Genomic DNA, 14,497 nt, shown 5'->3' with positions numbered 1-14,497 from the left:
TCCCGTGGCCTACTGGTAGTCCCTGAGCAGCTTGCGGTAGGCGTCGCCGGTGCTCGACGCCGCCTTCTCCGGGCTGGTCTTGCCGGCCAGCACGTTGGCCATCTGCAGCCGGATGGGCTCGAAGAGGGCGTTGCCCTGGGCGATCCACGGCCGCTCCACGGCCTTGTCGACCGCCGGCTTGAAGAACTTCACCATCTCGTTCTCCGCGACGGCCGGCACGTCGTAGACGGAGGTGCGGGTGGGGAGCAGGCTCAGCTTCTCGGTGGTCTCCCGCTGCACCTCGGCGGAGCTCATGTACTTCACGAAGGCGTAGGAGGCGTCGAGGTTCTTCGAGCCGGCGTACACCGACAGGTTCCACCCGCCCTGAGGTGATCCCTGACCGGCGCTGCCGGCCGGGACGGGAGCCACTCCCAGGTTGGCGGGATCCTTGAACCGGGCTCCCGCCTTGACGTCCTCGATGGCCCACGGACCGTTGAGCATCATGGCGACCTTGCCCGACTTGAAGGCGTTCTGCATGTTGTTCCAGCCGTCGGACGCGTCCGTGATGGCCGCTCCGCTGTCCACCAGCTCCTTGAGGACCCGGTACGCCTTCACACCGGGCCCGTCGTCGATGGTGACGGTCTTGTTCTTCTCGTCGACCAGGTCGCCGCCCTCGCCGTAGAGGTAGGGCAGGAACCAGTACGGGTCGTCGCCCCGCAGGTAGAGGCCGGTCGCGCCGGTCTTCTCCTTGATCCTGGCGGCGGCCGTCCTCAGCTCGGCGACGGAGGCGGGTGCCGGGACGCCGGCCTTCTTCAGCAGCTCCTTGTTGTAGAAGAGCGCCAGGGTGTCGATCACCTGCGGGACCGCGTAGGTCTTCCCCTCGTACTTCGTGCTGGCCGCGGCCTGCGGGAGGTAGTCCGACGCGTCGTCGAGGGCGGCCGTGCCGTCGAGCGGGGCGAGGTAGCCGATGCTGGCGAAGTCCGCGACCCAGGCCACCTCCGTGCGCATCACGTCCGGGGCACCGGAGTTGCCGCCCGCCGCGTTCTTGAACTTGGCGTTCGCCTCGCCGAACGGCACGTTGACGTACTTGACGTCGACCTTCGGGTGCGCCTTCTCGAAACGTTCCGCAAGGGCCTGGTACGTCGCCTTCTCCGCCTCGTTGGAGGTGTCCCAGAAAGTGACGGTTCCCGACAGTTCCCCGCTGCTCCCGCCGGCACCGTCCCGGCCGTCGTCGTCCCCGCCACATGCCGAAGCCGTCATGGCCAGAGCCGCGACCAGCGCGGTGGCCGCAATGCCACGCCGCATTGTGAACTCCCCTGTGATGTCCCGGAATCGGGCGGAAGCGCCGAGGGCCTCACGCCAACCGCTCCTGTGCGGCGCCGGGGTTGCCAGGAACGTAACAGGGACGAAAGGACACCGAAAGCCATTGCGGCAATTTACTGCAACGTTTTTCAGACAGGATGCGGACGGCGAACGGGCGCACGGCGCGGTCGCACCGCTTCCCCCTCTCAGTGGGCACAGCGGCGACCAGCGGGTAAAGTGCCCTGCCATGACCATGCGGCTCGCCGACATCGCAGCCCAGGCGGGCGTCAGCAAGGCCACGGTCAGCCGCGTGCTCAACGGCGCGCGCGGTGTGGCCACGGACACCCGCGACTCCGTGCTCGCCGCGCTCGACACGCTGGGGTACGAGCACCCGTCCCGGCAGCGGCGCGCGGAGCTGGTCGGCCTGATCACACCGGAGCTGGACAACCCCGTCTTCCCCGCGCTGGCCGAAGTGATGGGGCAGGCGCTCACGCGCCGGGGGTACACACCCGTCCTGGCCACGCAGACGCCGGGTGGTTCGACCGAGGACGAACTCACCGAGATGCTCGTGGGCCGCGGCGTGGCCGGCATCGTCTTCGTCTCCGGGCTGCACGCCGACACCACCGCGGACACCGGACGCTACGACCGGCTGCACCGGCAGCGGGTGCCCTTCGTGCTCGTCAACGGGTTCTCCCCCCGGATCGACGCGCCCTTCGTCTCCCCCGACGACCGGGCCGCCATGCGGCTGGCCGTGGCGCACCTGGCCGAGCTGGGGCACCGGCGCATCGGGCTCGCGCTCGGGCCGGAGCGTTTCGTGCCGGTGCAGCGCAAGATCGAGGGCTTCCGCGTCGGTATGCACGAGCACCTGGGGCTGTCCGAGCAGGAGACCGGGGAACTGGTCCAGCACTCGCTGTTCTCCCTGGAAGGGGGCCAGGCAGCGGCGTCCGCGCTGATCGACCGGGGGTGCACGGCCGTCGTGTGCGCCAGCGACATCATGGCCCTCGGCGCTGTCCGGGCCGCGCGCCAGAGGGGCCTCGCGGTCCCCGGCGACCTCTCGGTCGTCGGCTTCGACGACTCGCCGCTCATCGCCTTCACCGACCCTCCGCTGACCACGATCAGACAGCCCGTCAAGGCGATGGGGCAGATCGCCGTGGACGCGCTGCTGGAGGAGATGTCCGGAACGCCGCCGCGCACCGAGTTCGTCCTCATGCCGGAACTGGTGGTCCGGGGGTCCACCGCCGCCGCTCCGCGGGACGGCCGGCGCCCGCCGGACCGGCGCTGACCCGCCGGCCACCACCCGGACCCGGTACACCGGGGCGGCCGAGGTCCCGTGGTCCCGGTCCGGCGTCACGCGGACGCGAGCAGCGGACGCCACCAGTCCGCGTGGTGCTCGTACCACCGGGCGGTCTCGGCCAGGGCGGTCGCGAAGTCGGTGCGGGGCCGGTATCCGAGTTCGGCGGTGATCTTGCTGTGGTCGACCGCGTAGCGGCGGTCGTGCCCCTTGCGGTCCTCGACATGTTCGATCCGCTCCGGGCCCGCGCCGCACAGGGCGAGCAGCCGGTGGGTGAGCTCAAGGTTGGACAGCGAGGTGCCGCCCCCGATGTTGTAGACCTCCCCCGGCCGGCCCGACACGCGGACGAGTTCGACGGCCCGGACGTGGTCGTCGACGTACAGCCAGTCGCGCTCGTACCGTCCGTCGCCGTAGAGCGGAACGGTGCCGCCGGACAGCAGGCGGGCCAGGAAGCGCGGGATGAGCTTCTCCGGGTACTGGTGAGGCCCGAAGTTGTTCGAGCAACGGGTCACCCGGACGTCCAGTCCGTGCGTGCGGTGATGGGCCAGGGCGATCAGGTCCGAGGCCGCCTTCGACGCCGCGTACGGCGAGGTGGGCCGCAGGGGATCGCTCTCCTTGGCGGCCCCTTGGGGCAGGGAGCCGTACACCTCGTCGGTGGAGACGTGCACGAAGGTGCGCACGCCGTGGCGGACCGCGGCGTCGAGCAGCACCTGGGTGCCCAGCACATTGGTGCGGACGAAGGCGCCGCCGTCGGCGATGGAGCGGTCGACGTGCGACTCGGCGGCGAAGTGCACGATCTGGTCGTGCCGTCGGACCAGCGCGTCCACCAGGGACGCGTCGCACACGTCGCCCTGGACGAAGGTGAGGTCGGGGTGGTCGCGCACCGCGTGGAGGTGGGCGAGGCTGCCGGCGTACGTGAGCTTGTCGAGGACGGTCACCGCCGTGCCCCCGGGCCCCCGGGGCGACAGGAGGTGGCGGACGTAGGCGGAGCCGATGAAACCCGCTCCGCCGGTGACGAGGATCGCTGTGTTCATGGGGTGAGGTACACCTTGCTGTGGTCGCCGATCACCAGGCGGTGAGCTCGCGGAAGACGGGGGGCCGGGGCCACGACGGCGCCGCGGCCGATGAGGGACGCCTCGATGCGGGACGCCCCCTCGATCCGCGCGCCGCGCAGCAGGACGGAGTACTCGACGGCACTGTCCTCGACCCGGCAGTCCTCCCCGATGGAGGTGTACGGGCCGACGCTGGAGTTGCTGACGACGGCGCCCGCGCCGATGACCACCGGGCCGACGACGCGTGACCCGCGCACCACCGCGCCCTCGGCCACCCGGACCCGGCCGATCAGCGTGCTGTGCGCGTCGACCTTGCCCTCGATCCGGCCCTCCAGCCCGTCCAGGACGTGGCGGTTCACCTCCAGCATGTCCTCCGCGCTGCCGGTGTCGCGCCAGGGCCGGGTGGTGGTCTCGGCGCGCACCCGCAGCCCTTGGTCGACCATCCACTGCAGGGCGTGGGTGATCTCCAGCTCGCCGCGTGCCGAGGGGGCGATGGCGCGCACCGCCTCGTGCACGGCCGGGCTGAAGGCGTACACGCCGATGAGGGCGAGCGCGCTGCGCGGAGTGTCGGGCTTCTCCTCCAGGCGCAGCACGTTGCCTTCGGCGTCGACCTCCGCGACCCCGAAGGCGGACGGGTCCGCCACCGGGGTCAGCAGCAGCCGGGCCGCCGCGGCGTCGGCGGCGGCCAGGCGCACGAAGTCGGTGACCCCCTGCGGGAGGTAGTTGTCGCCCAGGTACAGCAGGAAGTCGTCGTCACCGAGGAAGTCGCGGGCGATGCGCACCGCGTGCGCGAGGCCGAGCGGGCGGGACTGCTGCACGTAGGTGATGCGTAATCCGAACTCCGTACCGTCACCGGTCAGTTCGCGGATCTCGCGGCCGTGCGACCCCACGACGACGCCGACTTCCCGGATGCCCGCCGCGGCGAGGGAGTCCAGCGCGTGGAAGAGCACGGGCCGGTTGGCGATGGGGAGCAACTGCTTGGCGCCGGTGTGCGTGAACGGCCTCAGTCTGCTGCCGGTTCCACCTGCCAGGACCAGGGCCTTCACCGCGGCCTCCGTGGAGGCGGACCGCTCAGGGGGCGTTTTCTCACAGGTCTCTCCTCGCATGAGAGGCGTGGTGTCGCCGTGGGCACATCGACTCAAGCAGACTGCCGCACCTCCCCGCAACAAGTTTCTGAAACGATCCGCAAAGCCTTGCAGCCATCCGCGTTCAAGTGTTTGACTCAAGGCGAACGGCCAACCGCGGTGTGTCACACCGCAGTTCGCCGGTGATCGCGTACAGCCGGTCCGACGAGCAAGGACAGCGATGACAGGTTTACGGCAGACCCAGCACCTGGCACGGGAGGCCCGGCATCTGGCGCCGGGCGCTTCCGAGGAAGCCGTTCACGGACGCCGGGTGTTCGCCGAGGGGCGCGGCCCCGTGCTGACCGACCTCGACGGCAACCAGTACCTCGACTTCGCCGCCGGCACCCTCACCCAGTCCCTGGGCCACGGGCACCCGGAGGTGGTCGAGGCGCTCACCGCCCAGGCCCGCCGTCTGTGGAACGTCCACGACAGTGCCACCGCGGACCGCGCCGACCTGCTGGACCTGCTCGCCAGGCTGCTGCCCGAGCGGCTCGACACCTACGCGTTCTTCTCCACCGGCGCGGAGGTGGTCGAGGCCGCGCTGCGGGTCGTCCAGGCGACCGCGCCGCCGGGACGCAACCGGATCGGCGCCCTGCGCCACGGCTTCCACGGCAAGACCATGGGGGCCAGGATGCTCGTGCACTGGGACATCGGCCACCAGGCGTTCAGCGGCAACAGCGTGCTGGGCTACAGCCCCTACTGCTACCGCTGCCCCCTGGAGCTGGAGTACCCGTCGTGCGACGTGCGCTGCGCGACGCTGGTGCGCCGGCACATCGCCGAGAAGCCCAACGTCTCCGCGCTGGTCTTCGAACCCGTCCTCGGCGCGGCGGGGGTCATCGTGCCGCCGCCGGGTTACTGGGAACGCATCGCGGACGCCTGCCGGGAGAGCGGCGTCCTGCTCGTCGCGGACGAGGTGCTCACCGGCGGCGGCCGCACCGGGGCCTTCCTCGCCAGTGACCTCTTCGGCGTCGAACCGGACCTCGCGATGCTGTCCAAGGGCACCGCGAGCGGGTTCCCCTTCGCCGTTCTGGCCGGCCGCGCGGAGCTGCTGCGCAGGCCGGAAGCGGCCACCTCGGGGGCGTACGCCTCGACGTACGCGAGCAACCCGCTGGGCATCGCCGCCGCCCGCGCCACGCTGGAGGTCGTCGAGCGCGACCGGCTGATCGACCGCGTACGCGTCCTCGGCGAGATCATGGAGGACCGGCTGCGCGTCCTGGAGTCCCGCTTCGACCGGCTGGGCCAGGTGCGCGGCCTGGGACTGCTGTGGGGCCTGGAGTTCGTCACCGATCCCGTCACCCGCACCCCCGCGCCGGAGACGGCCCGGGCCGTCTACACCACGGCCCTGGACGTGGGACTGCGCACCTCCCTCGGAGGCCACATGCTGCGCCTGGCCCCGCCGTTCACACTCGACGAGGCCCTGCTCGACGAGGGTCTGCGGCTGCTGGAGAAGGCCCTGGAACGGGTGATGACGTGATCGTGGCGGAGCACCTCGTCAAGGAGTTCCGGCTGGCCGAACGCAGACCCGGCCTGCTCGGCAGCCTCTCCACCCTCCTCACCCGCCGCCACCGCGTGGTCCGCGCGGTCGACGACGTCTCCTTCGAGATACCGGCCGGCACCAAGACGGCCTACATCGGTGCCAACGGGGCCGGCAAGTCGACCACGATCAAGATGCTGACCGGCATCATGACCCCCACCTCCGGCCGCTGCACGGTCGCCGGCCTGGAGCCGTACCGGCACCGGCAGCGCAACGCCCGCACCATCGGCGTCGTCTTCGGCCAGCGCAGCCAGCTCTGGTGGGACCTGTCGGTGCCGGACTCCTTCCGCATCCTGCGCCGCGTCTACGACATCCCCGGGCCGGTCTACCGGCGCAACCTCGACCTGTTCCGGGAGCTCCTCGACATCGACGCGCTGGGTTCGACCCCCGTACGGCAGTTGAGCCTCGGCCAGCGCATGCGCGCCGAGATCGCGGCGAGCCTGCTGCACGACCCCGCCGTCCTGTTCTGGGACGAGCCCACCATCGGCCTCGACATGGTGCTCAAGGACGCGGTGCGCCACCTGGTCAACCGCGCCCACCGGGAGCTGGGCACCACCGTGGTGCTCACCAGCCACGACATCGCCGACATCGGCGCCATCTGCGACCGGGCCCTGGTCGTCGACCACGGCCGGGTCGTCCACCAGGGGACCCTGAAGGACCTGCTGCGCACCGCCGACCACCGCTCGGTCGTCTTCGACCACCGGGACGGCACCGCCACCGGCACCGTCCGCGCCCGAGTCGAGGCCGGTCTGCCGGGCGTGCGCGTCACACCGGACGACGGCGGTCGGGTCCGCGTCGACTACCCGGCCGGCCGCTACACCTCCCGGCAGGTCCTCACCTTCCTCCTGGACCACTTCGACCTCGCCGACTGGTACGCCCCCGAACCCGGCCTGGAGGACGTGCTCCGCAAGATCTACGGCCGCGCACGCGTTCCCGGCGGCACACCCGACGGGGCCGGCCGTACACCTGACGGTGCCGCGTGACCGCCCGCCTGCGCCGCTACACGCCGTTCGCCACCAGCGGCCTGCAGTCCCTGCTGCAGTACCGCTCGATGTTCGTGATGACCGCGATGACCGCGGCCGCCGGCGCGGCGGTGACCGTCTTCCTGTGGCGCGCCGTGTACGCGGGCACACCCGGCCGCGGACCCGGCGGCTTCACCGTGGCGGACATCACCACCTACCTGCTGGTGGCCCAGATCCTGCAGGTGCTGCACACCAACCGGGTGGACGACGAGGTCGCGGCCGAGGTGTACCGGGGTGACGTCGCGGTCATGCTGGTGCGCCCCGTCAGCTACCCGGTGCTGCGGTTCTTCGCCTGCCTGCCCGTGGTGGGGGCCAACGCCGTCCTGGTCGGCCTGCCGGTCCTCGGCCTGTTCGCGCTGCTCGTCCCGCTCACCGCGCCCCGGCCGGCGGACCTGCTGCTGTTCGCCGTCTCCACCGCCCTGTCGGTGCTGCTGGCGTTCTGCGTGAATCTGCTGACCGGCATGACGGGTTTCCTCACCACCAACACCTGGGGCGTGCGGATGGTCAAGCAGAGCGTCGTCGCCTTCTTCGCCGGACAGCTCGTACCGCTCGCGCTGATGCCGGGCCCGCTGGCCGCGCTCGCGGAGGTCCTGCCCTTCCGCGGCATGGTCGACGGTCCGCTGACCCTGCTGCTCGGCCGCTACGACGGCTGGGCGGACGCCGCAGGGGTGCTCGTCCAGCAGGCGGCCTGGGCGGCCGGGCTGTCGCTGCTGTGCGCCGCGCTGTGGCGCGCCGCCCTGGGACAACTGGAGGTGCTCGGCGGATGACGCGCACCGTGACGCGGTACCTGCGGCTGGCCTGGTTCCTGGGCGGGGTGGGCCTGCACCGGCTGGCCGCGTACCGCATGGACTTCGTGCTCGGGGCGGGCGCCTTCCTGGTGCGGGTCGGCATCCAGACGGCGGTCGTCGGCCTCGTCTTCCGGCAGGTCCCCGCGGTGGGCGGCTGGTCGTACCACGAGGTGCTGTTCCTGCTGGGGTTCTCCCTGCTGCCGCGCGGGCTCGACCACCTCTTCACCGACCAGTTGTGGGAACTGGGCCGCAAACTGGTCCAGCGCGGAGAGTTCTACCGCTACCTCGTCCGGCCGGTCGACCCGCTGTTCTCCCTGCTGTCGGAGCGCTTCTTCCACCCCGACGGGCTCGGCGAACTCGTCGTCGGCGCGGTCCTGGTGGGATACGCGGGGAGCGAGCTGGGCCTGTCGCCGAGCCCCGTGCAGTGGGTGCTGGCGCCCGTGCTGGTGCTGTGCGGGGCGCTGCTGCACACCTCGGTGAAGCTGCTCTTCGCCTCCCTGTCCTTCTGGACGGTGACGAGCATGCCCGCGATGTACGCGGCCAACCAGGTGTCGGAGTTCTCCGCCTACCCCCTGGACATCTACCACCCCTCGCTGAAGGCCCTGCTCACCTGGGTCCTGCCCTTCGCCTTCACCGCTTACGTGCCCTGCGTCTACCTGCTGAGCGGCGGGACCGGCCTGCTCGGCTGGCTGCCCGTGGTGACCGCCGGCGCCCTGGCCCTCGCGCTGACCGTCTGGCGCCGCGGCGTCAACCGCTACGAAATGACCGGGAGTTGAGCCTGCCATGATCAGAAACGACGATCTGGGCCCCTTACTGCGCACCGCCCCGTGGATGCCCGAGGACGGCCGGCGGGCCGAACGCTTCGAGTGCGTCGACCACGCGGACCTCGGCGCCACCGCCCGCCTGCTGGTGGTGGCCGCCGTCGGCGGGCCGGTGTCGGGACGGCGCTACTTCATGCCGGTGCGGCCCGCGCCCACGGGGTACGGCGCCGAAGAGGCGCACGGCGGCGTCGAGTTCGACTCGGCCGTGCTGGACGCGGTCCGCGCCGGACGCCGGCTGCCCACCGCCCGCGGCGGCCGGGTGCTCTTCCGCGGCGCGGGACTCCCCGCGCGCTCGGTACGCCGGCTGCCGTTCGAGCGGGGCTGGTCCTCCAACGTGCTGTCCCTGGTGGAGCACGGCGGGACCGCCTACGTGCACAAGACCTACCGGAGGCTGGACGAGACCGTCCGGGAGCCGGAACTCCTGCGGCTGATGACCGGGACCGGCCGCACCCCCGACTGGGCGGGTGACTACGCCTACGTCGACCCGGCGGACGGCACCCACCGCCCGCTGGGCGTGTTCTACCGGTACGCCCCCGGAGACGGGATCGACCTGCCGCTGAGACGGAGTCTGCGGTCCCTGTGGCCGAAGGTGACCGGCGGACGGGCCCCCGGCTCGCTCGACGACGTCGTGCGGGCGCACCTGCGCCCGCTCGCGGACCACCTGCGCGACGCCGGGCGCTTCCTGGCCGGCTTCCACCGCGACCTGGCCGGCCGGCTCGGCGGGGGTCCCGTGCCGCCGTACCCGGTACGGGAGATGCTGGCCCGGGCCACCGCCCGCACGGACGCACTGGCCGCGGCGGACATCGACCTGCCCGAGGCCCCGCGCACCGCCGCCTTCACGGCCCTGCGGCAGGAGGCCGCCGCGCTGCGCGGCGCCTTCGACGCCGCTCCGGCGGGGTTTCCCTCCGGACCGTGCCACGGCGACCTGCACCTGTCCCACCTGCTGTGCCGGCCGCGTGACGACGGAGGCTGGTCGATGAACGTCATCGACATGTCCACCCCCGCCCTCGGTCCCGGCGAGCCGGGCTGGGCCGCGCAGTCGCCGGTCCAGGACCTGATCGCCGTCGAGCGCGCCCTGGAGTACTTCACCGCCGACGAGGCGGCCTTCGAGAGCGCACGGCGCCTCGGCGTCGACTCCATGGAGACGATGCGGGACGCGCTGGACGGCGCCCGGGACCGGCCGCCCGGACAGCGCTCCGTACCGCACCTGGTCTTCCACGCCGCCGACGTCTGGCGGGCGCACGTGCTGCGGCTGCTCCTGGGACGCACGGTGGCCGACCCCCTGCGCCGGCTGCTCTACCTGGACCGGCTGCTGCACGAACTCGCCTACAACACCGACCACGCCCGCCCCTACCACGCCGCGATCGACCTGCGCCACGCCCTCGCGCTCGGCGCCCGCACCCCGGCCCCGACCCTCCCGGCAAGGACGTGAACGTGACCGAGCCCCCGATGCACATCATCGAGACCTACTTCGAATGCTGCGGCTTCGACCACACCTTCCTGCAGGGCGGCACCTCGGTGTACCTGTGGAACCTCTCCCGGGAGTTCGCCGCCCGCGGGCACCGGGTCTCCCTCGTCACTCCCGCGCACGGCAGACTCGACGACCTGCGCGGCCGGTACCAGGTGGAGGACCTCGGCTACTCGGACGAGTACGTGCTCCCGCTGGTCCTCGACCCGGAGGTGTGGCACGGCTTCCCCGCCGAGACCGGACTGCCCGTGCGCACCACCGCGCACCGCATCCGCCTCGACGGCGTGGACCTGTACTTCCTGTCCAACGAGCACCTCGACCGGCTCCCGGACACCTTCTACCCGCCGTACTCCACCAAGGGCCGCGACCTGGTCTTCTTCAAGCCGCTGGTCTTCCAGGCGGACAGCGTGCGCTTCCTGCGCCACTGGTTCGGCGGGGAGCGGGCGATCGTCCACGCCCACGAGCCCTTCTACCACTACCTGCTGCCGGCCGCGCTGCGCGACGACCCGACGAAGCACGTCGTCAGCACGGTGCAGAGCAACATGCCGATCACCAAGCAGGTCTACGCGCCCGAGGTCCGGCGCCTGCTCGAACTCCTGGGCGCACCGGACGGCCTGCCGCGGGAGCAGCCGCCGGCCGGGCCGGACCTCGAAGCGGTGCGCCAGTACCAGCAACTGACCCATCTGCACTACGAGTACCCGCCGGACCACGTGGCCGTCTACCGGCTGGTCCTGGAGAACGCCGACCTGATCGACTTCCTCTCCCCCGGCCAGCTCGACTTCTACGCCTCCTTCCGGGACACGCCCTTCGAGGCGCTCTTCGCGCACCTGCCCCTGGCGCGGGCCGTGAAGGAGAACGCGCACAAGATGTTCGTCGGCGGCTGCGCCATATCCGACCAGTGGCTCGCCTGGGACCCGGGCGAGGTGGACCGGACGGCGGTGCTCGACGGGCTGGGACTGGATCCCGCGCTGCCGACGTTCTTCCACAACGCCCGCTACGCCCTGCACCACAAGGGCCAACTGGAGCTGATGCGCGCCGTCGACCGGGTGCTGGGCGAGGGCCTGGCCGCGAACTTCGTCGTGCGCTGCATCTCCGGCGCCCCGCTCGACGACCCCTTCTTCCGCGAGGTCGCCGAGCGGCACCGGGGGCGGCTGCACCTGGAGTCGGAGCGGGTGGACGAGCGGCGGGTGTTCGAGTACGCGTCGGCCGCCGACTTCTGCCTGTTCCCCTCCAAGTTCGAGATGGACACCTTCCTCATCGCCCAGGGCGAGGCGATGGTGTGCGGGGCGGTGCCCATCGCCACGGCGCAGGAAGGCATGGCGCACTTCCGGCACGCCCGGCCCGAGCCGGAGACCACCGGCCTGGCCGTCAACCGCTCCTTCGCCGAGGACGACCCGCTGCTCACCGCCGCGCTCACCGCGCGTATCCGGGAGGCGGTGGCGCTGTGGTCCGACGACCCGGCCCGCTACCGTGAGCTGTCCCGGCGCGCGGCGGCGGTCGCCCGGCAGTTCACCTGGGAACACTGCGCGGACCTGCATCTCGCCGCGTTCGGCCGCCTGTGGCGGGGCGAGCCGGCCGAGCTGCCCGCCGAACGCGCCCTGCGGCTCGGCTGGTTCGACCTGCTGAAGGACGAGGAGATCACCGAGGAGGCGGCCCTCGCCCACGGCGACCCGGCGGCGTACGCGCGCCGCGCCCCCGTCGACGCCCCGGTCGCCCGCCGGTTCTTCCACGCGGCCTGGGAGCGGGCCGACTTCCGTACCTGCGAACGGATCGTGGATGGCCACCCGGCCGCGGTGACCGCCGAGGAGGTGCGCGCCCTGCGGGAGCGGTGCTCGGTCGGCGGCGACGGCGGACTGGTGTACCGGCTGCCGCACGCCGAGCGGGTGGAGCTGGTGGTCCCGGCCCCGCGCGGCCCGGCGGTCCGGGCGCTGCCCGGGGTGCGGGAGCTGCGCCGCACCGCGCCCGGCGTGTTCGAGGGACCGCCGCCGCGGCCGGGGGCGCGACTGCTGCTGACGCTGTCCTCCGGGCGGGTCACCTGGGACGAGGCCCGTCATGGCTGAGCGGGCAGGGGTACGCGCGGTGCTGCTGGCGGGCGGCGAGGGACGGCGCATGGGGCCGCTGGGCGAAGGGCGCCTGAAGCCGCTCGTCCCGTACGGAGGCGCCTGCCGCCTGATCGACTTCAGCCTCGCCAACGCGCGCGACTCGGGACTGGGGGAAGTGCTGCTGCTGTCCCAGTACGAGGAACGCCGGCTGATGGACGACCTGCACCGGGTGTGGAACCGCGACCCGGGCTTCCGGGTGCACTTCGGGCCGTACGACGACGCCTACCGGGCCGCGGGCGCCGGGCTCCCCCGTGAGCTGCCCGCCCGTACCTGGCCGGCCGAGCGCGGTACCGCGGACGCCCTGATCCGCAAGGCCGGGCACGTCTTCGGCGGTGACCGCGAGCAGGTCCTGGTGCTGCACGCGGACCACGTCTACCGCTTCGACTACCGGCCGCTGATCGCGGAGCACCGGGCCTCCGGCGCCGCCCTGACCGTCGCCTACCAGCGGATCGAGCGGCGCTGGGTCCACCTGTTCGGGATGGTCCGCTTCGACCGGGCGGGCCGGCTCACCGAGTTCGTGGAGAAGCCGTCCGTACCGACCAGCGACCTGGTGTTCGCCGCGTTCTGCGTCTTCGACGCCGCGGTGCTGCACCGCTACCTGGAGAAGCTGGACGGCACCGACTGGCAGCACGACATCAGCCGGGACGTCATCCCCGCGATGCTCGCGGGCGGCGAGGACATCCGCGGCCACGAGGTGGCCGGCCACTGGGAGGACATCGGCACCGTCGAGCGCTACCACCGGGCGCACCTGATGCTCGCGGCCGGCGGCCCGCGGGCCCCGCTCCCGGTCGAACGGATGCCCAGGACCGTCCGGCCCGGGGTGGACCGGGGCTGGGTGGCCGACTCCCCGGGCGTGGTCGCCTCGTTGGTCCCGGCGGACCTCGTCAACAACGGCCGGGTGGAGCACAGCGTGCTCTTCCCCGGAGTCACCGTCGGGGCGGGCGCCCGGGTCCGGCGCAGCGTACTGCTGCCCGGTGCCGCGGTCGGCCCCGGTCAGGACATCGACTCGGCGGTGGTCCTGGAGAACGGACAGGTGCAGCGGGTCGAGGACCCCGCGGCCGTCGCGGAAGGAGCCCGTACATGAACCAGTCCCCTTACGACGTCCTGGTGGTCGGCGGAGCCGGCGTGGACACCGTCGTCCCGGTCGAGAAACTGGAGGTCCCCCCGGGCGACTCGCTGCACGTGCCCCCGGTGTACGACTACGTGGCGCACACCGGCAACGGCGTGGCGCTCGGCTGGCACGCCCTGGGCCTCACCACCAAGTTCATCGACTTCCTCGGCGACGATCCCCAGGGTCACGCGGTGCTCGCCGCGTACGCCGGACACGGTCTGGACTTCAGCCACGTGGTGTCCCCGCACGGCACCCCGCGCGGCGTCAACCTGGTCGACGCGCAGGGCCGCCGCTTCTCCTTCTACGACTCCCGGCACCCCGCGGACCTGCGGCTGCCGCGCGCCTTCTACCTGCCCCACCTGGAGCGGGCGCGCCATGTCCACCTCTCCATCGTGGGGCACAACCGCGATCTGTACGAGGACGTCCACCGGCTCGGGGTGACCAGCTCCACCGACCTGCACGACTGGGACGGTGCCGATCCCCACCACCGCACCTACGCCCTCGCCTCCGACTACGTCTTCATGAGCGCCGCGGCCGTCCACGACCGGCTCCCGGAGGTCCTGCACGGCATCCTCGACGAGGGCCGGGCCCGTTTCGTCGTGGCCACCGACGGTGCGGACGGCTGCCACGTGCTCGTGCGGGGCGAGGCCGGGGTGCGCCACTTCCCGGCCGTGCGGCCGGAGCGGCCCGTCGTCGATTCCAACGGGGCCGGCGACGCCTTCGTCACCGCGTTCCTCCACGCCTACTTCGAGGGGCGGCCGGTGGAGGAGTGCGTCCTGGCCGGATCGGTGTCCGGGGCCTTCGCCTGCGGTGCCGCCGGCACCCACACCGAGTTCATCGACCTGCCCGGTCTGCGCGCGGCCTGCGCCCGCGCGCGGGCCGCGGCGGAGTGAAGGAGCCCCG

General features: G+C 72.3%; 12 protein-coding genes. 9 read left to right on the top strand and 3 right to left on the bottom strand.

From position 1 onward, the window contains the following. Positions 1-9 precede the first annotated feature (9 nt). On the bottom strand, positions 10-1,284 hold the full coding sequence (locus IE316_RS11170; protein ID WP_190204059.1) for an extracellular solute-binding protein: 1,275 nt from the start codon (positions 1,282-1,284) through the stop codon (positions 10-12). Positions 1,285-1,528: 244 nt separating this feature from the next. Here IE316_RS11170 and IE316_RS11165 point away from each other — a divergent pair, with 244 nt between their 5' ends. Then, positions 1,529-2,563 carry a LacI family DNA-binding transcriptional regulator gene (locus tag IE316_RS11165; protein WP_190204058.1) on the top strand — a complete coding sequence of 345 codons (1,035 nt, stop codon included), beginning with the start codon at positions 1,529-1,531 and terminating at the stop codon, positions 2,561-2,563. 65 nt (positions 2,564-2,628) lie between these two features. Here the strand turns inward: IE316_RS11165 and rfbB are convergent, their stop codons facing one another. Next, entirely contained in the window at positions 2,629-3,606 is a 978-nt protein-coding gene (gene rfbB / locus IE316_RS11160) for a dTDP-glucose 4,6-dehydratase (protein ID WP_190204057.1), read from the bottom strand. Next, positions 3,603-4,670: a glucose-1-phosphate thymidylyltransferase gene (locus IE316_RS11155; RefSeq protein ID WP_190204056.1), complete on the bottom strand. Its 1,068-nt coding sequence runs from the start codon at positions 4,668-4,670 to the stop codon at positions 3,603-3,605. Before IE316_RS11155 ends, rfbB begins: the two co-directional genes overlap by 4 nt. 259 nt (positions 4,671-4,929) lie before the next feature. Between IE316_RS11155 and IE316_RS11150 the strand changes: the two genes are divergently transcribed. The 8 genes from IE316_RS11150 to IE316_RS11115 are packed head-to-tail and all read left to right on the top strand — an operon-like array spanning position 4,930 to position 14,487. Continuing rightward, positions 4,930-6,222 carry an aspartate aminotransferase family protein gene (locus tag IE316_RS11150; RefSeq protein ID WP_190204055.1) on the top strand — a complete coding sequence of 431 codons (1,293 nt, stop codon included), beginning with the start codon at positions 4,930-4,932 and terminating at the stop codon, positions 6,220-6,222. Between the two features lie 2 nt (positions 6,223-6,224). After that, positions 6,225-7,265: an ABC transporter ATP-binding protein gene (locus IE316_RS11145; protein ID WP_229910330.1), complete on the top strand. Its 1,041-nt coding sequence runs from the start codon at positions 6,225-6,227 to the stop codon at positions 7,263-7,265. Next, on the top strand, positions 7,262-8,071 hold the full coding sequence (locus IE316_RS11140; protein WP_229910329.1) for an ABC transporter permease: 810 nt from the start codon (positions 7,262-7,264) through the stop codon (positions 8,069-8,071). Before IE316_RS11145 ends, IE316_RS11140 begins: the two co-directional genes overlap by 4 nt. Next, positions 8,068-8,868, top strand: coding sequence for an ABC transporter permease (locus IE316_RS11135; protein WP_190204053.1), 801 nt, complete (start codon positions 8,068-8,070; stop codon positions 8,866-8,868). Before IE316_RS11140 ends, IE316_RS11135 begins: the two co-directional genes overlap by 4 nt. Positions 8,869-8,875: 7 nt before the next feature. Then, positions 8,876-10,345 carry a phosphotransferase gene (locus IE316_RS11130; RefSeq protein WP_190204052.1) on the top strand — a complete coding sequence of 490 codons (1,470 nt, stop codon included), beginning with the start codon at positions 8,876-8,878 and terminating at the stop codon, positions 10,343-10,345. 2 nt (positions 10,346-10,347) lie between these two features. Beyond that, positions 10,348-12,441 carry a glycogen/starch synthase gene (locus IE316_RS11125; protein ID WP_229910328.1) on the top strand — a complete coding sequence of 698 codons (2,094 nt, stop codon included), beginning with the start codon at positions 10,348-10,350 and terminating at the stop codon, positions 12,439-12,441. After that, positions 12,434-13,567 (top strand): sugar phosphate nucleotidyltransferase, encoded by a 1,134-nt coding sequence (locus IE316_RS11120; protein WP_190204051.1) that lies wholly within the window; start codon positions 12,434-12,436, stop codon positions 13,565-13,567. Before IE316_RS11125 ends, IE316_RS11120 begins: the two co-directional genes overlap by 8 nt. Then, positions 13,564-14,487, top strand: coding sequence for a carbohydrate kinase family protein (locus IE316_RS11115; RefSeq protein ID WP_190204050.1), 924 nt, complete (start codon positions 13,564-13,566; stop codon positions 14,485-14,487). Before IE316_RS11120 ends, IE316_RS11115 begins: the two co-directional genes overlap by 4 nt. The last annotated feature ends 10 nt before the right edge of the window (positions 14,488-14,497 follow it).

The organism is Streptomyces fumanus (assembly GCF_014655295.1).
Lineage (GTDB): Bacteria > Actinomycetota > Actinomycetes > Streptomycetales > Streptomycetaceae > Streptomyces > Streptomyces fumanus.
Note: the sequence above shows the minus strand (reverse complement) of the source record. Positions and strands in the feature narration are given on the sequence as shown.